Origin of the sequence: uncultured Pedobacter sp., assembly GCF_913776295.1 — a bacterium.
Lineage (GTDB): Bacteria > Bacteroidota > Bacteroidia > Sphingobacteriales > Sphingobacteriaceae > Pedobacter.
Map to the genome: position 1 here is coordinate 14044 of NZ_CAJYOJ010000004.1, position 21589 is coordinate 35632.

16 protein-coding genes and 1 tRNA gene are annotated in these 21589 nt (G+C 39.4%); 4 read left to right on the forward strand and 13 right to left on the reverse strand.

The window, feature by feature from the left end; genetic code table 11:
• Window positions 1-91: 91 nt before the first annotated feature.
• Genes QZ738_RS00555 through QZ738_RS00565 form a run of 3 tightly spaced genes read right to left on the reverse strand, consistent with a single transcriptional unit; the run spans window position 92 to window position 1860 of the window.
• Window positions 92-619: a DUF892 family protein gene (locus QZ738_RS00555; protein WP_293782928.1), complete on the reverse strand. Its 528-nt coding sequence runs from the start codon at window positions 617-619 to the stop codon at window positions 92-94.
• Window positions 620-636: 17 nt separating this feature from the next.
• Window positions 637-999 carry a response regulator gene (locus QZ738_RS00560; protein ID WP_293782931.1) on the reverse strand — a complete coding sequence of 121 codons (363 nt, stop codon included), beginning with the start codon at window positions 997-999 and terminating at the stop codon, window positions 637-639.
• A gap of 24 nt (window positions 1000-1023) precedes the next feature.
• The gene (locus QZ738_RS00565) at window positions 1024-1860 is read right to left on the reverse strand and encodes a PAS domain S-box protein (RefSeq protein WP_293782934.1); all 837 of its coding nucleotides are present in this window, start codon (window positions 1858-1860) and stop codon (window positions 1024-1026) included.
• Window positions 1861-2354: 494 nt separating this feature from the next.
• On the opposite strand from QZ738_RS00565, the gene QZ738_RS00570 reads away from it, so the two are divergent.
• Window positions 2355-2990 (forward strand): hypothetical protein, encoded by a 636-nt coding sequence (locus QZ738_RS00570; protein WP_293782937.1) that lies wholly within the window; start codon window positions 2355-2357, stop codon window positions 2988-2990.
• An 802-nt stretch (window positions 2991-3792) separates the two neighbouring features.
• Here QZ738_RS00570 and QZ738_RS00575 read toward each other — a convergent pair.
• A complete protein-coding gene (locus QZ738_RS00575) occupies window positions 3793-8274 on the reverse strand; it encodes an AAA domain-containing protein (protein WP_293782940.1) in 4482 nt (1493 codons plus the stop codon).
• A gap of 288 nt (window positions 8275-8562) precedes the next feature.
• A tRNA-Leu gene (locus tag QZ738_RS00580) sits at window positions 8563-8646 on the reverse strand.
• A gap of 402 nt (window positions 8647-9048) precedes the next feature.
• Between QZ738_RS00580 and QZ738_RS00585 the strand changes: the two genes are divergently transcribed.
• A complete protein-coding gene (locus QZ738_RS00585; protein WP_293782943.1) occupies window positions 9049-9687 on the forward strand; it encodes a DUF6266 family protein in 639 nt (212 codons plus the stop codon).
• Window positions 9688-9720: 33 nt separating this feature from the next.
• On the opposite strand, the gene QZ738_RS00590 is transcribed toward QZ738_RS00585, so the two are convergent.
• From QZ738_RS00590 to QZ738_RS00605, 4 genes are all read right to left on the reverse strand, one after another.
• Window positions 9721-10485, reverse strand: a complete 765-nt coding sequence (locus QZ738_RS00590; protein ID WP_293782946.1) for an MBL fold metallo-hydrolase — start codon at window positions 10483-10485, stop codon at window positions 9721-9723.
• A 134-nt stretch (window positions 10486-10619) separates the two neighbouring features.
• Window positions 10620-10892 carry a hypothetical protein gene (locus QZ738_RS00595; RefSeq protein ID WP_293782948.1) on the reverse strand — a complete coding sequence of 91 codons (273 nt, stop codon included), beginning with the start codon at window positions 10890-10892 and terminating at the stop codon, window positions 10620-10622.
• 1003 nt (window positions 10893-11895) lie between these two features.
• A complete protein-coding gene (locus tag QZ738_RS00600; protein WP_132401030.1) occupies window positions 11896-12546 on the reverse strand; it encodes an outer membrane lipoprotein carrier protein LolA in 651 nt (216 codons plus the stop codon).
• Between the two features lie 61 nt (window positions 12547-12607).
• Window positions 12608-15202 (reverse strand): DNA translocase FtsK, encoded by a 2595-nt coding sequence (locus QZ738_RS00605; RefSeq protein ID WP_293782958.1) that lies wholly within the window; start codon window positions 15200-15202, stop codon window positions 12608-12610.
• Between the two features lie 485 nt (window positions 15203-15687).
• Between QZ738_RS00605 and QZ738_RS00610 the strand changes: the two genes are divergently transcribed.
• On the forward strand, window positions 15688-16344 hold the full coding sequence (locus tag QZ738_RS00610; RefSeq protein ID WP_293782961.1) for an ankyrin repeat domain-containing protein: 657 nt from the start codon (window positions 15688-15690) through the stop codon (window positions 16342-16344).
• Between the two features lie 99 nt (window positions 16345-16443).
• Here QZ738_RS00610 and QZ738_RS00615 read toward each other — a convergent pair whose 3' ends face one another.
• The 4 genes from QZ738_RS00615 to pyrF all read right to left on the reverse strand — a co-directional run bounded on the left by QZ738_RS00615 (window position 16444) and on the right by pyrF (window position 19363).
• Complete coding sequence (locus QZ738_RS00615) at window positions 16444-16662, reverse strand: PspC family transcriptional regulator (RefSeq protein WP_293782964.1); 219 nt, start codon at window positions 16660-16662, stop codon at window positions 16444-16446.
• 129 nt (window positions 16663-16791) lie between these two features.
• A complete protein-coding gene (locus tag QZ738_RS00620; RefSeq protein WP_293782967.1) occupies window positions 16792-17007 on the reverse strand; it encodes a hypothetical protein in 216 nt (71 codons plus the stop codon).
• 51 nt (window positions 17008-17058) lie between these two features.
• Window positions 17059-18342 carry a DUF2851 family protein gene (locus tag QZ738_RS00625; RefSeq protein WP_293782970.1) on the reverse strand — a complete coding sequence of 428 codons (1284 nt, stop codon included), beginning with the start codon at window positions 18340-18342 and terminating at the stop codon, window positions 17059-17061.
• A 190-nt stretch (window positions 18343-18532) separates the two neighbouring features.
• Window positions 18533-19363: an orotidine-5'-phosphate decarboxylase gene (gene pyrF, locus QZ738_RS00630; RefSeq protein ID WP_293782973.1), complete on the reverse strand. Its 831-nt coding sequence runs from the start codon at window positions 19361-19363 to the stop codon at window positions 18533-18535.
• 425 nt (window positions 19364-19788) lie between these two features.
• On the opposite strand from pyrF, the gene rho reads away from it, so the two are divergent.
• Window positions 19789-21513 carry a transcription termination factor Rho gene (gene rho, locus QZ738_RS00635; RefSeq protein WP_293782976.1) on the forward strand — a complete coding sequence of 575 codons (1725 nt, stop codon included), beginning with the start codon at window positions 19789-19791 and terminating at the stop codon, window positions 21511-21513.
• Window positions 21514-21589 lie beyond the last annotated feature (76 nt).

The following is a 21589-nucleotide window of genomic DNA, read 5'->3' on the forward strand; positions in this document are numbered from 1 at the left end:
AAATTACCAAATGGGGTTATCAAAACGTTTAGCAAGAGATTAGCTTGCATCAGGTACTTAGTGTTGATGTTCAGAAAGTATGCGCTTTGGCTTAGCTCACAATGTATTTCGAAGAAATCAACAATAGTAATGTCCTGTCAGACTTTGCTTCTTCATAGTTTTCTTTCAGCAATTTATTGATATGGGGATTATGGAGTCGGATTGCCGCCATTTGTAAAATCTGAAAAGAAGCCATTTCTACACTTTCGATGTTCTGGAGGTAGAATATAATCGAAAGGTCCTGAAGTTCTGCTTCTCCTTTTTGTTCGTTAATGGCTTCGAAGGCATCATCAATTAAGCCGGAGAGGCCATGAATACTACCTTTCGAAGGATCAGTATCGAGCAGGGTATAAATCAGTTGTAAGCGGGCAAGTTGCTTCTCCACATTTCCAACGGTATCGAAAATGGCATTGCGAAGATCTTTAAAACGGGCCTCTTCGGCCAGCAGCGGTAACTTATGGGTTAAATGTATTTTAGCGGCATAAATACGGTCGAGATGTTTAATAAAAAAAAGCTTTAACCTTTCAGAACCAAGGTTGATCCTTTCCCAGGCATTTGGCGGATTGGTTTGTTCGGACATAGTATTTTAAAATTGCCCTAAGTTAGCAGTTTCTTTACTTTATCCATCAGATAATCGATATTAAAAGGTTTTGCAATAAAATCATCTGCACCACAGCGCCGGGCCAGTGCATGTAAATTCGATTCTGCCGACACCAATAAAACCGGTTTATCGAATAGGTGCTTATTGGCTTTGATTTCTGTACAAATATCAACCCCACTTTTTGCATAACCGATAATGTTTACATCAAGTAATACCAGATCGGGTGCTGCAGCAATAATTTCTGCCAACGGAATTCCGGATTGATAAGTAACGGTCTCAATTTGCTCCTGGTTCAAAATCGTCTCGAAAAGCCATAAAAGTTCCTTATCATCATCAATAACCAATACTTTCTTATCCATATACCCAGATTAAAACATTTTAATTTACAGCAGTGCTGTAACATCAATTCCATAAATGTTATAGAACATTTTTTTAAACCGGCTGGTGGAGGAAAAACCTGCCATTCTACCTAAAGCAGCCGGGCTGTGTTCTTTTCCTTTCGAGATCATCTCCCACACCATGTGCATTTGTACCATGGTTATGAGTTTTTTTGGCGTCATCGAAACAATCCTATCAATATAACGGTAAACCTGGCGTTCGCTCATGGCCATTTCCGCACTCAAAAACTTTAAATTCAGGTTTGCCGTACCTGCATGTTTACGCACAAGCATTTCAAATTTTTCCATCCACTTATGGTCGGCAACCGCTAAGGTATCGTTCAGTCCCAACCACCTGAAATCAGGCACTTCAGGGTGGATTTCAGGATTGATAAAGGCAATTTCCTGCGAAAACCTGGCCTTTTGCTCTTCTCCCAAACGGTTGAGGATGGAAACAATGTGACTTTGTTCTTCTTCTTTTTTCTTGCTGGTGATATCTTTTGCAATCGAGAAAAAAACCTGGTCGCGCTCTATAAAAACAGATGACCAGGAAAGCCATACCGTTTTACCGTCTTTGGTCAGCAAGCGGTTATCATACTCGGCGAAATGTTGGCTATTTACCTGTGCAGTTCTCACATGAGAAGCCACCTCCCGATCATCGGGATGGATAAAATCATCTATAGGTGAATTAAACAGCTCTTCATCCGAGTAACCCAATAAATTTTGAACGGCAGGATTGATTTTCTTCAGCAATCCGTCTCCACCCACAATGCACAGCAGGTTTGGGTATTGTTCAAAATAATATTCGAGGTCAGCCTGGTTATTAACGTATTTATCTTTCATTTTACATGTTTCTGCATGATAAACAGGCATGTTCCCCGTTCATACCTTATGCATTTGCAACACATAGTTATAGCTATTGTTTCATAATTCAATGAGATATAAAATTTTGTCAGTTTTTGGTTTAATATGGCAGTTTTATTACTGGATTTTAGCCCAAATTATCACATCATTAATGCTTAACCGTGGTAATTAAGCTACATTTTGATAGAAATTTGTTGCAATGTGGGTAATCCATGCCCTATTTAGACTGAAAAACGATCAGCCAAAATTCTTCGGGTAATTTTTCAATTATTATTGGCGATTTGAAATTTTATTTCGATATTGCTGATGCAAACTGTTAAATAATATATTTTTTCATCAAACATCGGAGATCCAAAACAGCAATTAATTTTTAACAATATTCCTGGTCGAGTGGTAGCCCCACATTTCCTATATCTCTGAAAAGAGTTATTTGGCAGTTTGCAGCGACCAGGATACTTTTTAATTTTTAGGTTATGCAAACTGCCAAAAGTAAAAATCAACACACACAGCTCCCTGTTCAGGTTGCAGCTGTACCGGCCAACATTAATGTATTGCCTGCCATTTGCGCGGTAAAAGCCACCTTACATCACATTGATGGGCAGGTTTCAGAAATCACCATGACTTTGCCACGCTACAGCGGTTGGGCAGAATTTTTAGAAGATGGGCAAAATGCCGTTCGGGAATATGTTTATCAGCTCACCCGGCATTGGATCCAGATTAGCCATTTCTTTATCGAAACCGGAACCCTCAACCCCAATGGTACAATAGCCTCTTGTTTTTTGCCCCGCCGGTTCGATATCCCACTCGGCAAATTTTATAAACCAATGGTACCCGGCGCCTGGGTAACCGCCAATCAACACCCGCACCACCCCAAGTATAACCAAAAAGGATCAGGCAAAAGTTTAACAGAGTTAATGACTATTGCAAACCGCAGAAATGATGTTGTTTATCATCAAGTAGAACCTGATACCATCCTTTGCGGTGTTCCAATTGAAAGTCAATCTGCTTACTTTGAAAACGGGGATGTTCCTATCGGGTATTTTGAAAAGAATGGGATTGAGTATGTAGTGATTTACAGTTATGTTGTTGGGAAAGGGAGTTTTGAGTGATGAGGGAGTGAAATAAATTTAAGCCCTTGCAGAGATTGTGGGGGCTAACCTTTCCAATATCTTTAATAAGCATCAAGAAATCGTAGAAATAGCGCTGCTTTGTTAGTTAAATTTTGGTCTTAGCGGGAAGCTAAGACCAGGAGGATTATTTTATCCTTTTTTAGATAGCCTCTAAGATTAATTGCAAAATCTTTCTAGCAGGTATTTAGAATAAAACGGTGCAGTTACTATCATCAGCAATGAAAAAATAAAAAAGAAAAGACTGAATACAAACGAAGCTATGTTGCTATTAAATAATTTTGGTTTTTCATCAATAATACGCTCCATTCTTTTTGATTGATAATAAATTCGGTAATTGGCAATAATAATAGCTATTAAAACACCAATCATTGGCCATTTAGATATATTATAACAAAAAAGAAGGATTAATACGATATTCAGTAAACCATTAATGATGAAACTCTCCATTAAACTTAGACAAAAAATAACTGTTGAATGAGGTTGATCATCTGGAAGAGTCTTCGTATAAAATAGATAGTAGTAGTAATAAAGAATTTTCATTAAGGTTTCAATTTGTCAATCATTTCTTGCAATTTTTCATTATAGCGTGGGTATTCATCTCGTTCAACACCTAACAAATCCTGAATTACTGGTCTCACATTTTTTCTATACCCGGGATCACTCGCAATTTCCCTATCTGTCCGTAGAGTTAAGCACAGCGACTCTGCTGATTATGGTATAGTATTGAGTTTCTAAACCCAACTTGGTTTTCATCTCTATTCGTAATCTCATTACACTCAACCTAAGGCTCAAGACTACGGACAGACGGGGGCATGTGATAATGATCTCCATCATTTTTCCTAATGAAACCAAGCAAGTTATCCAACTCTCTTTCAGCTGAATCCCACCAATTTGTTGACCAAATTCTATGAAAAACGAAACCAAACTTTTCCAACTGTTCCTGTCGAAACAGGTCCCATGCATACGCTTCGGGACTGCTATGATATTTAGCTCCATCACACTCTATTGCGATCATAGGCTTGCCAGGAACTTTGGGCTTAATGACCATGTCTATTTTAAACCCTCCTATTTTGTATTGCTGCTCAATTCTATCTGGACCTATATGCTGAGCGAGGCGGTCAAATACCTCATCCTCAAAGACAGATTCAGAACCTATTCCTGGTTCTGAATGGTCATATTGTTTGTCTACACAAAATTCGCCCAATAAATTAAGGATATTTTCTCTCAATTCATGATTCTGATCACTAACTGCCTTGGCATAGGCAAGATAAGCATAAAGAACCGCTCTACCTTTGTTACCCTTCGCTTGGATTAATTGTGAATATTGTCCAACATACTCTTTGGGAAAAGAGTTGCAAATAATTAACTTATCTTTTGCTCTAGTTATAATTACATTTAGCATTCTATGGCCTTTTCCTTGAATTATGGGGCCGAAGCTTTGCGAAAATGTACCATTGACCTTTCTTCCGAATGTTGTAGATATGATGATAATATCACGTTCATCGCCTTGGATGTTCTCCAAATTCTTGACAAAAAAACTATCGCCTAACCTGCTAATCAAAAAATCAAATCTGGCAGACATCCTACGAGCTTCAGCAATTTCCTCAAGAATCAAGTTTCGTTGATAAATATTAAAAGTTGCTATTCCGACAGACGGAAACGTTCCATCTGAACGTTCAGAAATCTGCTCACCCAGAATTTTTACTATTGCTAAAGCTTCTTCTTTATTAATCTGATTATCGTATATACCATCCACCTGGATAAATTCAATTGGCGTATATTCTTTTGAAGCAGGAACCGGGATTAATCGCTTTCCGTAAAACGCATAGTTGCTGAAATCAATCAAAAACGGATGGCGTGACCTATAGTGCACTGTAAGATACGATTCTTTAAATCCTCTATCCACCGCAAATGCCAATAAGGATTCACTATCGGCCAGATTGATCTGTGAGCGCTGAAGGGAGTGCTCTGATTCAATATCATCATCGCTTTCATCTTCTCCTTCTAAAGGTTCTAATGACGCCCCACTACCCTCGAAATAAGATGATGGAGCCATTTGATGCTTATCTCCGGATACAATCTTCGCCTTTCCCCTGACCAGTGATGCATAGGTATCCTCAAGCCTCAACTGACTGGCCTCATCAAATATTACAATATCGAATATCCCCTCCTCTAAAGGGATGATAGAACTACAAACCGATGGATTTAACAAAACCACTGGAAAGAAATCAGTAAACAATTCAAACTCACTTTTTATGATTGTCCTCAGCGAGTTTCGTCTCATACCTTTTGACCCTTTTTTATTGAATAGACTATTAACTGCATTTCCGCGGGACTTAAAAAAACGCACACTGCCTAGCTGCTTATCTTTCCATTGGGCAACAATATTTTCGAGTTGTGCAGCGTTGAAATCTTCTTTCAGTTTTACAAACTGCTGTAATTCGTAATCATTTTTTGGCAAGTTCTGAGGTTCATGATAGGAAAGCACCCAAAACAAGTACCAACATTCAAAAGCTTTATCCCAATTTTTTTCGACATTCAGAGCGACCAAATCAACGGTTTTTTTCAAAGCAGGGCTTAGACCTTGATAAAAACTTCTCCAATCATAATACAAACGGAATAACGGTTGGAAAGTTATGAACGCAGTGGATGTTGTCAGCAGTTTTTCACAGCGCTCAATAGCACCAGCAAAACTATCATAGGATAGATTGAGCTCATGACAAACATTGATTTCGGCATTTGAAATATCCTCAAAATAGAGGTACAATTCATTATATGCCTGCGCTCTCGAATCCAAATATTGGCGGAATTCCCTGTACAAACCCAGGATGTTACCTAGCTTGTCGATAATATTCGGAATTCGATCAATCAGCATATTGACCTCATCTAAATGCTCGGCCTCCAGGATATGATCACGGTTTATCATATCTTGAACTAAATCGGTATATTTTTTTAACGCAGTTTTGGTTAGATCTTCGAAAGTCTGAAATCGCTCATGGAAATGTAGCTCTTTCATTTTGGACACATACTTTTCAATAGTCTCCGGCACGGTTGCTTTCCAGTCTTCCAATTTGTCTTTCAGTTCATGCAGATTACCCACAAATACAGAAAGATCGACCGCAACAATTTCGTCATTATAGCTATGGACAAGATAATTTTCCGTCAGGTGAGTTGTACGGATATGCTTAATCCTAGCGATAATATCACCTCTACCGATAGCGATATCCCTGTATTTTTTTAGGAAGAGGCCTAGAAACTTCGTCTTAAGCTTTTCGCCCGGCCCATTTGAAAACACAGACTGTCCGTGGATTGATACCAAACCATTCACAAACTGAAAATATTCGGACAGAGCGGTGCCCAAATTTTCACTGTATGTATTATAATGACTCGTTAAGTCATCCCGGTATTGCTGTTTGATTTTTTTTGACTGGGTGTGAAGTATCGCAAGTTCATCGATTAGGGCGTGAACGGCTTTCTCAATCCCAAACTCCGTTGAAATTTTTGCATTTAATTGTTCGCCGGCTAGAAATGGTAACAGAGGCTCGAATTCAGATTTTATTGCTTTTGGCAACACGTTCACAAAGTCCTGAATCCACTTATCGTATTGATCTGAAAGCTTATTAATGTGTGCATTTATTTTTGGAGCATTCGATGATACCTTGGCCGTAAACGCTTCCAGCCGAACTCGGGCTTCTCCTACCGTTGAACCTGCAAAAAGACGGTCGGCCAATATACTGAAAATTTCTTGGCTTTCTAAAGACTGACGATAAAGATTGCTTGCCTTAGAAAGCAGACTAATTAATGCGTTCAGCTCATTTTCATTCTTAATAAATTCAAAATCCTGTGCATCCAGAATTCCTTTCAAAGGAACATGGTTGAAATTTTTCCTAAGCGACAGATACCTTCCGACAATCATGTCCCAGGTCTGACCTCTAAGAATAGGTTTGGCCAATGCAACATGCTGAGCATTGATTATGCCCGTAAGCTCATTTAGTTGTTCACTAGCCAGGGAATATTTCGACTTAACACGGTCGACATACTGGTAAGCAGGCAACGAATTTTGTCTATCGCGTACCGAATCGACAATGGCCTCTCTATCATCGTTAACGTCGTCTATCACTGCAACCAGTGAGGCCATTTGTGGATTGGCTTTCTCTATATTGCGGCGAATGACGTCCAGTGCAGTCTTTTTCTCGCAAACGACTAAACATTTGAGTCCATTAGCCAACGCATTAGTTACTAATGCTGTCAGAGACTGGCTTTTACCGGTTCCTGGGGGACCCTGAATTATCTGGTTGGTATGATTTCCCAATGCTTCGATAATTGCCTGTTGAGCAGGATCGGTATTCACCGCACTAAAGGGAGAGTCAGATAAATTTTCCACTGTAAGGTTTTCAAACTGGAACTCCTCATGCCTTTCCAACAACCGTGCGATGTCTGTGATTATACTTTCTTTCTGGGCTCTAAATAAGCCAAAGACACCGCCAAAATGGATATAGGCCTTGTTATTAGCTATTGCATCGATTCCGGCCGCATCAGGAAGCCAGTCTACCGGCGTTTTAAATTTCTCTGTTAAAATAGCTTCGTAGTCGGAGATTGAGCCGGAATTCAGTGCATTCAATACCGCTCCACAGGCATCGATAAGCTCTTTTTCATCAATCACAGCATCTTCCAAAGCCTCCTCCGATAAACTGGGCAGAACAATATCGTCCTCACCCTTGATAAAAGATAACAATACTTCGTTGATCGAAACAGAGTGGATATCCGAATCTATGGTCTCGCCAGAGGGCTGAACTACCTTATTTCTCAGGAAAGACCATTCATTTACTTTATTGCGGGATTTAATGGCTTCCAAAGGCCAAACGAATAGTGGCGCTTTGATAATTTTGGTCGGATCTTTAACAGACCGTTTAATCAGTATTGGATATCCGAAACCCAATGTTTTGACACCATGCTCTTTATGATAATCATCATTTTCTATGATTATTGAATTCATTCGCTTAGCAATGAGGCCAAGGCGCTTTTGTTCATCCTGATTTAAAGTATTTAGATCTATGCTATCAAAGGTTACTTTAAACTCAAATGCTTGTTTAGCTAATAAAGTCTTTAAGAATTTTTCTGCTAAGTTATTTTCTATAAGATCGAACTGCTTTAAATCTAATCTGGTAGCAAACCTTCCAGGAAGGGCATTCAAATGGATTGATCGGGAACTACCACCTTTTAGTTTACTCTGCAAAGCCTGCAGAAATATTTTAGAGGACATATAAAAGCAATTAATCTAAACACCAAAAATTTGAGATTCATAAATGTACAGAAATTTTGGATATCTCGAAATGACACCGCATTTTCTACGCGGGGACGAAAAATATCCCTTACTAGCGCGAGTCTTAGTGCATCCAGGTTTAAGCAATGGACTGACTTGTGCCCTAATTAATCACAGATTAATCCTGACTAATTATTGGTAACTATTCACTTTTTTATTGGTCCGATTAAAGCCAGGTATGGCCAGCACTATAAAAAACAAAAGAGTTTGGTAAAACCAAACTCTTTGTACCCAGAAGCAGATTCGAACTGCCACGCCGTTGCCAGCGCCACCCCCTCAAGATGGTGCGTCTACCAATTTCGCCACCTGGGTTTATTTTATCATACTGTCACTCCCAATTTGATGGTACATCTACCATCCCGACAGCTATCCGCCCACCTGGGTTTGAAGTTTGCAAATATATAAATTAACCCTAGTGTGCTGCAACATTCATAAAATATTTTTTGAAGTAAAATTGCAGAAACCAGGTCCGAACATCGTAAACTTATCTCTGCATCCGGCAAATGGTAAACTTATTCCAGTATGGAACACTGCACTGAACATACATAATAGTTTAACCTTTCCAACGGACTTTCGCCGTACTTAAGTCGGAGTTTCGTCGGATTTATGACAATTGAATCCGAATTAAAGCCGATGAAATTTAAAAGTAAACACCTCTTATTTGTTTATTAATCAGCTATTTTCTATTTTGTAATACATAAATTAATACGTATCATGGGAAAAATAGAAAACGGAATTAACGGTGGCTTCACCGGCTCGGTGGGCGCCGTGACGGGCTATTACCTGAACGGGAAATGGGTGATCAGGAGCAAACGCAGAAAATCTATCAAAAACAAAACCGGTAGTGCTGATCAAAAGGCCTGCAGATCGCGTTTTACCATCATGCAGACCTTCTTAAGTCCTATTGTTGCTTTTATCCGCATCGGTTTTAACCTGGAGTCGAAAAAACGGATGATGACTGCCCATAATGTGGCGAAATCCTATAACATGCTGAATGCCCAAAACGCCGGCGGCGAAATCGACTATGCCGCTGTGCGTTTAACCTTTGGAAACCTCAGCGGTGCGGAGGGCATTAAGGTGGAACACGACGATGCGGGTGTACATTTCAGCTGGAGGGATAATTCAAATGGCTATCACAACAGAAAATATGATCAGGTCATGCTGATGGCTTATGATGTGGAAAACAAAATGGCTTTCTTCGAAACAAGCGGCGCCAGGCGATTTAAAGAAAGGGAAAGCCTGGAAATTCCGTCCCTTTATAAAGAAAAAACATTTCACACCTGGATGGCTTTTATTTCAGATGATAGAATGGAAATATCAATGAGTACCTATTGTGGCAGTTTCATTTTTTAATAGAACCGGAATTAATCGCTACATTCTACGATTTCAACACTCAAAAGATAGCCCATCATAAGCCAGCCTGATGTTCGATGGCAAGTCTTTTCCCACATCAGCATGTTTACCCAGATTATGGCTGATATGCGTTAAATAAGTGGTTTCTGCTCCAACCTTTTTGGCAAAGCTAATGGCTTCGCTTAAGGTAAAATGAGAAATGTGCGGTTCTCTCTGCAAAGCATTAATCACGAGGATCTTTGTGCCCTTTATTTTTTCAAAACTTTGTTCTGATATGGTTTTAGCATCCGTAATGTAAGTAAAGTCACCAATTCGATATCCGGTAATCGGCAATAAGTGGTGCATCACCTCGAAAGGTGTAATGGTACTTTCGCCAATTTTAAAATCTTGGCCATTAGTTACCGTATGGAGGTTAATCTGTGGTAATCCATGGTATTTGGTTTCAGCAAAAATGTAATAAAATTCCCTTTTTAGGGCCGTTTGCACCCTTTCGGTAGCATATACGTCTATTACCTTATGTAATAAATAATTAAAGGGACGGATATCATCTAAACCGGCAATGTGGTCTTTATGTTCGTGGGTAAATAAAACCGCATCCAGATCTTTCACCTTTTCGCGCAAAAGCTGGTAACGGAAATCAGGTCCACTATCTACTACAATGGTTTTATCAGCTGTTTCAATTAAAATAGATGTCCTTAAACGGTTATCGCGTTTATCGGTAGAACGACAAACGTCGCATTTACAAGCGATTACGGGAACGCCTTGAGAGGTACCGGTGCCTAAAAACGTGATCTTCAAATTGCAGCAGTAATAAAGGTGAATGGGCTATTAGGCCGCAATTTAAAGCTTTTTATTTAAATATCGCTCTAGATATGATCCCGATAAACGATTTTGGCAATTTATTCTCTTTACGCAAAGCTTATAACAAGCTGTTAAAACAATTCGGTTTGCTGCAGGGAGAGGTAAAACTGCCTTTGCTTCTCCTCCAGCAGGTTTTCCTCCACGGTGGTTTGTTTTACGAGTGTGACCAGCGCCGCAATTTTCCCTTCCAGATTAGAAAATTTATTGACTACGATGATTTTGTTATGCTCCAGCACACAGGAACCCGTTTTAAAATTCCCTTTCTCATAGCGGACTTTATAGCCCATGGCCAAAAGCAGGGCTTCTAATTTCTCTAAAGTATGGTTTGTTAGCGGCAATGACATTGAAAACAAACTTAGATAAATCTGCGCAGCATTCATAAATACGGGAGGAAAAATTTATCAACCAGTGCATTCATTTCCATCCTGAACAATGTTCTATCGATTATAATTACTACGCGGTCATTATGCTGAACTTGTCTTAAAAGTCAATAGCTACTTCGCCGTCAGCATCTTTCCTGCCGTTAACTTGTCTTAATTACTTAAAATAATTTTAGGTTAATATCAATTTCCGCTCTATGCCGCGGTGGCATGGTAGTTTTTCGCAGTTCTTGTTGTTTTTAGCGGTGCTCAAGAATGCTTCGCATTTTGTCGCGCCAAAGTACCCAAAGCGCTTTGTCAATCCAGCAATGAGCCTTTTACACAATCCCACACGCATCAAAAAAACAGCGGCACTTTGTTTAATCAGTTGTGTTTGCGTCCTTTTTGGCCTGATTGAGCCCTGCGGGATTTGTGTTCAATTCTTTCAAAGCTTTGAATCATTTCTGATGAACACAAAACCACTGCGTTTCAGGTTTGTTAGTGCCATTTTACCTGAACAGCAACTGTTTTTTGATTTCTCCGGCTCTTGGGATTGACAGCGTCCTTCGGTAAAACCTGTGTATTATTAAAGCGAGCTAGCATAGCGCCGAAACTACGCTCAAAAAGATCTCTCCCCGCCTGTACGGGCAGGTACTACGGAGATGACGATTCATGATAAACTTGTCATCAAAATCTTCTAAAATCATTGTTTCTTAAAAGGAACAAGCCACTTAAACCCGACAGCAGCGGCAGCGCCCGATTCTTCATCGGGCCTATAGCAAATGGCGGGACTGCAACAACCGAAGCATTACTGCAATTGCTTTTCAAAAAAAATGCTACCTGTTTACACGATTTAATTGTTGTCCATCAATAGCTACTTATCACTAAATAAAATACGACCCCCGATTTAGGTCCTGTAAACAAAAAAAGGTCCAGCTGTTTCCAACTGAACCTTTCAGGTTTCATCCCGCCTTGGCGGTAATTTCTATTATCTTAAATCTACCACTTCAACACCAGGGTATTTTTTTGCATCGAAAGCAAAAGTAGTTTCCGGTACATTCACATTTGGTGAAAAAGTTTTCACATTGTAAGTGTATTTATTTCCGTTTTTATCAAACAATACCACATTGGCAATTTGCTTAGCGGCTTTATCAATACTTAAACGTACTTTAAAAATCGATTTTTTAGCATCTACAGGAGTCAAATCAATCATTTGATAGGTTTTCGCACCCGCTTTTTGTTCTCCCGTATAAACGTATTTAAATCCTTTTTCGTAAACGGTGAAAATTTTGGCCGGATTAATGGCATCGCCACTGTTATCTACATTACTTACCTGCACCTCTTTATCTTTTTTCAGGTAAGTCCACTGGCTTTTGCCGTCACTAAACAATTCCTGATTGGTCATGGCTACTTTATACTTGTTAGAATTGGCTTTAACATATAAAGTACCTTGCTGGGTTTCTTTTACTTTAGCCTTCGGATTATCGAGCGTAAAGGTAAAGTCTGTTTTCACCACATTGTACGACTTGTATTTTTTACTCACCTCAGCTAAAATGGCTTTAGCTTTCGCATCAGTTTGAGCATAAGTTGAAGTTGTAAAAGCCACCACAACCATTAATGCCGAAATTAATTTCTTCATCTGTTCTTTTTTAAATTTTTCCTTTGAAACGTTAGAGTAGATTTTTCGCTATTGGTTTAATCTAATCTTTGTCATCCATACTATTCAAGAATTGTTCCAAAGAATATTCGTCGGGATATAAAACTTCACGTGCCTTACTTCCTTCAAAGGGGCCAACAATTCCGGCAGCCTCCAATTGGTCGATGATACGTCCAGCGCGATTGTAACCTAACTTCAGTTTGCGCTGAATTAACGAGGTTGAACCCTGCTGATGCATCACGATCAGCCTGGCTGCATCTTCAAAAAACTTATCGCGCTCATTGGGATCAAAATCGGCTTTGCTGCCCTCCCCTGCCTCATCAATATATTCTGGCAGTTGATAAGCATCTGCATAACCACGCTGGTTGCCAATATATTCAGAAATACGGTCTACTTCAGGTGTATCAACGAAAGCACACTGTAGCCTGATTAAGTCGCTGCCTGTAGATAAAAGCATATCTCCGCGGCCAATTAACTGATCAGCCCCCCCACTATCCAAAATGGTCCGCGAATCGATTTTCGACAATACCCTGAAGGCCAGCCTGGCCGGGAAGTTGGCCTTAATGGTACCGGTAATAATATTTACCGAAGGCCTTTGCGTAGCCAGCACCAGGTGGATCCCGATGGCACGGGCCAGCTGGGCCAAACGGGCAATTGGTGCCTCTACCTCTTTACCGGCGGTCATCATTAAATCGGCAAACTCATCTACCACCAGAACAATGAAAGGCAAAAAGCGGTGACCAAGATTCGGGTTAAGCTTGCGTTTAACAAACTTATCATTATACTCCTTTAAATTCCTTACCTGCGCATCTTTCAACAGGTCATAACGCTGATCCATCTCGATACAAAGCGAGTTTAGCGTGTTCACCACTTTTTTGGTATCGGTGATGATGGCGTCAGCCTCTCCCGGCAATTTGGCTAAAAAGTGTCTTTCAATCCTGTTGAATAAGGTTAACTCTACCTTTTTAGGGTCAACCAGTACGAATTTTAGTTGTGCAGGGTGTTTTTTAAATAACAGTGAAACCAGAATGGAGTTAATCCCCACCGATTTACCCTGACCGGTTGCCCCGGCTACCAATAAGTGGGGCATTTTAGCCAGATCCGCAATAAATACCTCATTACTGATGGTTTTACCTAAAGCAATGGGTAAATCCATGGTATTTTGTGCCCATTTTTCGGTATTTAGGATACTGCGCATCGGCACCATTTCAGGATGCTGGTTAGGTACTTCAATACCAATGGTACCTTTGCCCGGCATTGGTGCGATGATCCGGATCCCCAAAGCCGCTAAAGAAAGTGCAATGTCGTCTTCCAGGTTTTTGATTTTCGAAATCCGTACACCCGGGGCGGGAATAATTTCGTAAAGCGTAACCGTCGGACCGATGGTTGCCTTAATCTTATCAATTTCGATATTGTAATGATTAAGTGTTTCAACGATCTTATTCTTGTTGGCTTCCAGTTCTTCGGCATTTACCGAAATTTTATTGGTGCCATAATTTTCTAACAGATCAACAGTAGGGTATTTATAACCCGATAAATCCAGTTTTTCATCATAATTGCCGAACTGCTCAACCAAATCATCCGATTTTTTATCTTCTTCTGTTTTTTCGATCGTAAAGGCAGGTTCCTTTTCTACCTCAATTGGTGGTTCTACCGTTAAAGGCAATGATGAAGCGGCAGCAGTAGCCAATGGCAAATTAGTGGCTAGTGGAGACAATACCACCGGGGCTACATTTTCCTCTTCTTCTTCTTTTTCTTCATAACGGCTCGGCTGTAATACAACGTTTTGTTGTTTGCGTTCGTTAGCTACAGGCTTATCGCGCACCGGAAATTCAATAGGTGCTGAAGGTTCTTCGAAGGTTTTGTTTTTAACGGCCTGCTCCCTAATATCATTTACATAATCTGGTGTTTCATTATCCAGGTAAACTTCTTTCGCTTTACGTTCCGGAAATTTAAAATCGATATTATAGGCGATGATTAAAATGGTTAATCCGGCAAAAGCGATTAAGCCGGCAACACCTGCAGCACCAATTTGGGCACTTAACAATTTATTGCTCCAATAGCCAAATTCACCTTCTAAATAATGTGGTGATTCTGACCAGAAACCATGCGCAAAACCCAAGGTTAATGAAATAAATAGCAAAAAGAAAAAGCTATATCCTAATGTTTTAGAGATAGAAAGAATTTTGACCTTGAACAATAAACGGTAACCGATAATAAAAAAAGCCAAAACAAATAAGAACGATGCAATACCAAACCATTCGTAAATAAATTGGTGTGACAAGAGCGCACCAAACTTACCCAACCAGTTCTGAACAACAGGGGTGGTAACGCCTGCACCCTTTAACTCTTCTGCTGTTTTAAAAAGATTGCTCCAGCCGCCGTTGGCATCGATTACATAACTCTGGTCGTCCTGCCAGGTGAACAAATAAGAAGTAAAGGCAATTAAAAAATATAATGACAAGATTACAAAAAACAGACCTACAATTTTAACTGCACGGCCATCTGCTAAATCGAAGCTTGGCAAAAAGTCCATTTTTCCCTTTGGCTGCCTGCCTAATGATGATCTGCCGGGTGCACTTTCTGCACCTTTGTCCCTGAATGTATTGGCCTTAAACTGGTTACCCCTTACCGACATTTTCTATCCTAAATAATTTAATATTGAACAAACTTAGATAAAACTGCGCAGCATTAACGAAAGCCTGACAAAAAAAATAATCACATTTTATAAGCATTGCTTTTATACACTTTCTACCACGCCTCCTGTTATTAACAGCAATATATTTAGCTGGAGAGTTATACTTACCATTTTTAACGTGCTTAAATTAAATAAAAATTGTTCATCAGGCATTAAACCTTAAACAGAAAATCTGGTCTATTATTTTAACAACACACAAGTTGTAACGTTTTGTCAAATGAAACGGATTTTGTTTTAGGTTTTATCCCGTTTTGCCTGGATAGGTGAAACGGGATTTTTTTTTCGTAGACCTTTAAAGACTCTGCAGGTTTTAAGAACCTGCGGGATCCAATTTTGCTAATTTGCCGCATGCTACATATATTTAGGCAATAAAGTTTACAATTTCTTAATTTTCGTTAATTTAAAGCGATTTTTGAAACCATATTATGGATATAGCGCAACTCGAGGAACAAATTGAAGCCGGAAATTTCCAGGCAGTAAAAGGAATTTTGGTTGAAAACCCAAAATTGGCAAATGTGGATACTTCCCACCAAATTTCGCCACTTTTACTGGCTTGTTATTACAGAAAGAAAGAAATAGCCGATCTGATTGCCGAATTTGCAGATTATTTAACCTTATTTGAAGCCTGTGCAGCAGGCAAATTTGATGCAGCTACCTTATTGATTTTTCAAAACCCCGCCAGTATCAATGAATTTTCTAAAGACGGCTTCACACCCCTTGGTTTAGCCTGCTATTTCGAACACGAAGAATTGGCCCGTTTTCTGGTTTTAAAAGGTGCTGATGTTAACCTGGCTTCAAAAAATGGTTTTAATGTATTTCCCATCCACTCAGCAGTTGCGGCTAATAATTTCAACATCACCAAAATGCTTTTAGATGCAGGCGCTTATCCAAATGTTTGTCAGAAAGCCGGTGTAGCCCCTTTACACACCGCTGCACAATTGGGAAATATCGAATTGATTATTTTATTGCTGGAACACGGAGCAGAAGTTTCTTTACGCATGGAAGGCGGAAAACGACCGGCAGACTTAGCTGCAGAAAAAGGATTTAATGAAATTGCAGAAATTTTAAGAGACGATGACTAATTTACAGTTCACAGTTTATAGTTCGCAATTATCAGTTGATTTAAACTGAAAACTGCCAACCGAATACTGAAAACTGCCAACTGAAAACTGCCAGCCGGACTATTCCCAGATCCGCAGCCGCATCCTTTTCATATACGTCCTGATATCGAGTACAACAGCAGCCAGGAAATAGAATAATATCGGAAAACCTACCGCTAAAAAAGACGAGTAAATAAAAAACAGGCGCACTTTAGCCGTACTCATATCCAGCTTATTGGCCAAATAGGTAGAAACTCCAAAACTCTGCTGTTCAAAATAAGTTATAATTCTCTGGAACATGTTAAGCTTATTTTAAAATCTTATGCTCTTCACTAAATAGGAACGCTCCAAAACCGGAATCATTATTTGATCAGATATTCTAATTTAGGAAATTTAATTGGTTAAATGCAATACTAAAATTCAAATCATTTATTCCAGAATCAGTTTTTCAAAATCCTGTTTATCTTCATGTTTGATGAAAAGCGTTTGTTGTTCTTCCAGTCCCGAAAAATTTTTGATCAGTTCTGCCTTAAATTGATGGATATCAACATCACTTTTCAAAATAATCGTTAAGGCATCGGCATTGCCCCTTACCTCGATAATCTGATTAGGATATAGTTCTTTTAGCTCGTGTGGAAATTCCATAATACGGAAACAGATTACAGCGCATAATGTTTTGCCGGAAAGCAGAAACTGTTAAGCCTGTTTTAAAATTTTAATTCCAATACCACAGGACAGACATTTTTTCTTGTCGCAATAATGCTTTTTTAGCTGCAAAATTCCCTGAGAGGCAAATGCATTTTCCATCTTCACTCCCGCCCCGGTAAATTTACCGGTAATTGCATTTTCTTCAGCGGGCAAACTTTCTAACAGTTTTACCGCCCTACTGATAAAATATGGCGCCGCAGTATGTTTTCCGTAAGCAAATAAAAACAACGCTACGGTATTTAGCAGAATGTTGTCTACTGATGTTTTCCCGATCTGTGTATTTACCGAAGAAGTTACCTTTTTAAAATGATAATGCGTTTTCCAGTAATCGTTTACCGGTAGGTTTTCAAATAAGGTACGAAGCTCAGCCACCTGCTTGATGTCCATAATTTTTGAAAAAAGATGATTGGCCTTGGTAATTAATGCAGCAAATTGTGCCAAACGGATGGTTGGAAAATTTTGAGGGCGCATACGCATAAATTTCCACATGGAAACATCAATGGGCACAAGCTTATATTTCTTTTGGAGAAACTGAAATTCAGCTTTTAACTTTTGAGGATATTCTTCTTCAAAATGATCATTTAAAAAGCCTGCCGCACCAAAAACCAACGCTTCTATCTGATGTGAATTGTTTTTGTGCCTGGCATAAATGTGCTGCGGAACTGCTTTGGCAAAAAGTTCAAAGGGTAAAGCATTTATTTTGAATCCAAAATTACGCGCCATAAAACGGTAAAATGTCTCATCCCAATTTCCCTTTAATTCATTTAAGGTCTCGGTAACTGCACTGGTTTTCTGCTCAAAACGCTCAACCAAAGTTCTGGATAAAAAAGCCCCTACAATCAATTCATCTACCCTTCCTATCTGAGCAATGCAGGGAAAATCTGTTAAAGTAAGGAAGAGGTTTTCGTACTTTCTGATGAGATCGGCAGAAATGCGGTCTTTAAGTTCCAGAACCGGCAAAACGGTTCCATCCATCCTGCTTATTTCGGCATCATGTTGATAAACAACATGCAAAATCACATTTTCATATGCGGGATCAGCCTGATGGTTGTGTTTTAACCAATCAGAAGATTTTAAATGAATTTCTACATTTCCCGCCCAGGTGGTTTCACCTATCTTAATCTTCGCATGGTTAAAATCCGGACCTGCATTTCGGTTGAGCAATCCGGTATTGATAATTTCCAGGTTTTCTCCATCACAGGTCTGCAGTCCGTTATAATCAAACGACCTGAACTGCCATACATAATGAAGAAAGTCTTCCGGAAAATTCATCCTTGAAGATAATGAATTTATCTGGTATAACTAACTTATAAGTTTAAATTTTGAGCCTCTCTTTCCGTCACCCTGAACCGAACTTAGCAAGCTCACCGAAGTAATTTATTTCAGGGTCTTACAAGTAAAAGATGCTGAAACACCGGTCCGGGCGGAAGTTTAGCATGACGTTGAAGCGAAGTTGGCTTAATTAAATTAGTTCCGCCTTAACCAAAATCTGCTCCATTTCCTGTTGCAGTTTTAAAGCCTCTTCCCTGGCCTTTTCTGCAAAATCTTCACCCTGGCTGGCATAGATAATTCCCCTCGATGAATTGATTAATAAGCCACATTGCGAGTTTAATCCGTATTTACATACTTCATTTAAATCTCCACCCTGTGCCCCAACCCCTGGTACCAACAGAAAATGATCTGGTGCCAGTTTACGTACATCACCAAATGCCGCACCACGTGTAGCCCCAACTACATACATCATCTGCTCAGCTGTAGCCCAGGTTTGTGAAGTTTTGATCACTTTTTCGAAGAGCTTTTCTGCTCCAACTTCCTGCAATTGAAAATCGGCATGCCCCACATTCGAGGTTAAAGCCAATAGAATGACCCATTTATCTTTAAAAGTTAAAAACGGCGTTACCGAATCGCTCCCCATATATGGCGCAACCGTAACCGAATCGAAACTCATCTCAGAAGATGCTGCATTAAAAAATGTTTCGGCATACATGGCAGAAGTATTGCCGATATCGCCACGTTTAGCATCTGCAATGGAAAAAATGTCCTGTGGAATATATTTCCACGTTTCAGTTAAGGTTTCCCAGCCTTTTTTACCGTAACACTCATAAAAAGCAGTATTTGGTTTGTAAGCAACACACAAATCTTTCGTGGCATCAATAATCTGTTTATTAAATTCCAGGATCGGATTTTCGTACTTTAACAGGTGTTGTGGGATCTTATCTAGCGAAGAATCTAATCCAACACACAAAAAAGAACGTTTTTTTTGTATCTGCTCAAAGAGTTGCTGCTTGGTCATATATGTGCTTATTTGCTGCAAATATGAAGATTTTTAAGTTTTCCGAGCGACAAAATAATGCTCACATTAATTATTTTTATAAACATTTTAAACTTTTGCTTGCAGATTACGTTTCAAATACATACAATTGCACCATAATTTCTCAACCGTTTATCTGAATATCCCAGAAAAATTTATCAAGACTTGTTTTTTGTTACCATTTTTTAAAAGCAACTATTGCTTGTTATTCAGCTTGTAAACAATTATGAAACAATTTGAGCATTATCCCTAATGAACTCATTTAATGTTTTATAGCCTTAAGAATTTATGCACAATGAAAAGCCGGGCTTGCGCTAACACAAATATTTTTTAAGCCTGTGCCAATTTATAACAGAAAACATCCGTTATAAACAAATGAAAAATTTCTTGAAACATATATATTTAGAATGTTTAGTAAAACAGAATTAAATGATAAGCTCACAACAGAATTACGTGAGCTGGCAAAAAGCTATGGCATTGAAGGTGCCGACTCCCTAAGAAAAATCGACCTTGTTGAAGTACTTTTACACCAGCAGGAAATTATAAATGCTGCTAAATCTGGTTCAGATCCTTATAGCGAAACTGAACCTGTTACAGCTACACGTACACCTAAAACCAAAGCTGCAAAAGCACCAAAAGTTGCCGCAGCAGCAACAGCAGCTTCTTCGGTAATTAATGAAAAACCTGCTGCTACAGACGAAAAGCCGGTTAAAAAAAGAGCAAGATTAACCAAAACTGAAGCTGCAGCACCTGTTGAAAAAAGAAGAGAAACCGTTACTTTATTTGACGAGCCCCAGCGGGAAAAACAGCCCGACAGAACTACTGAAGAGGAAGAAAGTGTAAAACCAATTTCAGCTTTGATAGAAGAAAGTGCTGAAGTGCTTCCGGTGGCGCCAAAACAAAAACAAGAGCCTAAAGAAAAACAGGAAAAACCACAACGTGACGAAAACCGACAGCAAAAGCAACCAGGCGGCGGTAATCACCACAAAAACGAAAACAGTTACTCTAACCTGGATTTCGATAATGTGATTACCAATGAGGGCGTTTTGGAAATCATGCCCGATGGTTACGGTTTCCTGCGCTCGGCAGACTATAACTACTTGACTTCTCCTGATGATATTTATGTATCTCAGTCTCAGATCAAACTTTTTGGATTAAAAACCGGTGATACCGTAAAAGGCAGCATCCGCCCACCAAAAGAAGGCGAAAAATATTTCCCTTTGGTTCGCGTAGAAACCATTAATGGTAGAATCCCTGCTGAAGTTCGCGATCGCGTTCCTTTTGATTATTTAACACCACTTTTCCCGACCGAAAGATTAAACCTGTTTACGGATACTAACAACTATTCTACCCGTATTATGGATTTATTTACCCCGATTGGTAAAGGGCAGCGTGGTTTAATTGTGGCACAGCCTAAAACAGGTAAAACCAATTTACTGAAAGAAGTAGCCAATGCCATTGCTAAAAACCATCCGGAAGTTTATTTAATTATCTTATTGATTGATGAGCGCCCTGAAGAGGTTACTGATATGGCACGAAGTGTAAGGGCTGAGGTAATTGCCTCAACCTTTGATGAGCCAGCCGAACGTCATGTTAAAATTGCCAACATTGTTTTAGAGAAATCGAAACGTTTGGTAGAAAGCGGACATGATGTGGTGATCCTTTTAGATTCCATTACCCGTTTAGCCAGAGCATATAATACGACAGCACCTGCTTCAGGTAAAATATTATCAGGTGGTGTTGATGCAAATGCCCTGCATAAACCAAAACGTTTTTTTGGTGCGGCACGTAACATCGAAAACGGCGGTTCACTGACCATTTTAGCTACCGCCTTAACCGATACAGGTTCTAAAATGGACGAGGTCATTTTCGAAGAATTTAAAGGAACTGGTAACATGGAGCTTCAGTTAGACCGTAAGTTATCTAACAAACGTATTTTCCCTGCTATCGATATTACCGCATCAAGTACCCGTCGCGACGATTTATTGCATGACAGAGACACCTTACAGCGAGTTTGGATTTTACGTAACCACCTTGCTGATATGAATAGCCAGGAAGCAATGGAATTTGTTCAATCTCAGATAAAAGGAACAAAAAGCAACGAAGAGTTCTTAATTTCGATGAATAGCTAGTTTAAGGCTGAAAGGCAAAAGGTGTAAGGTTTAAGGTTCCTATTTGGATGCCTAAACCTTATACCTTAAACCTTAA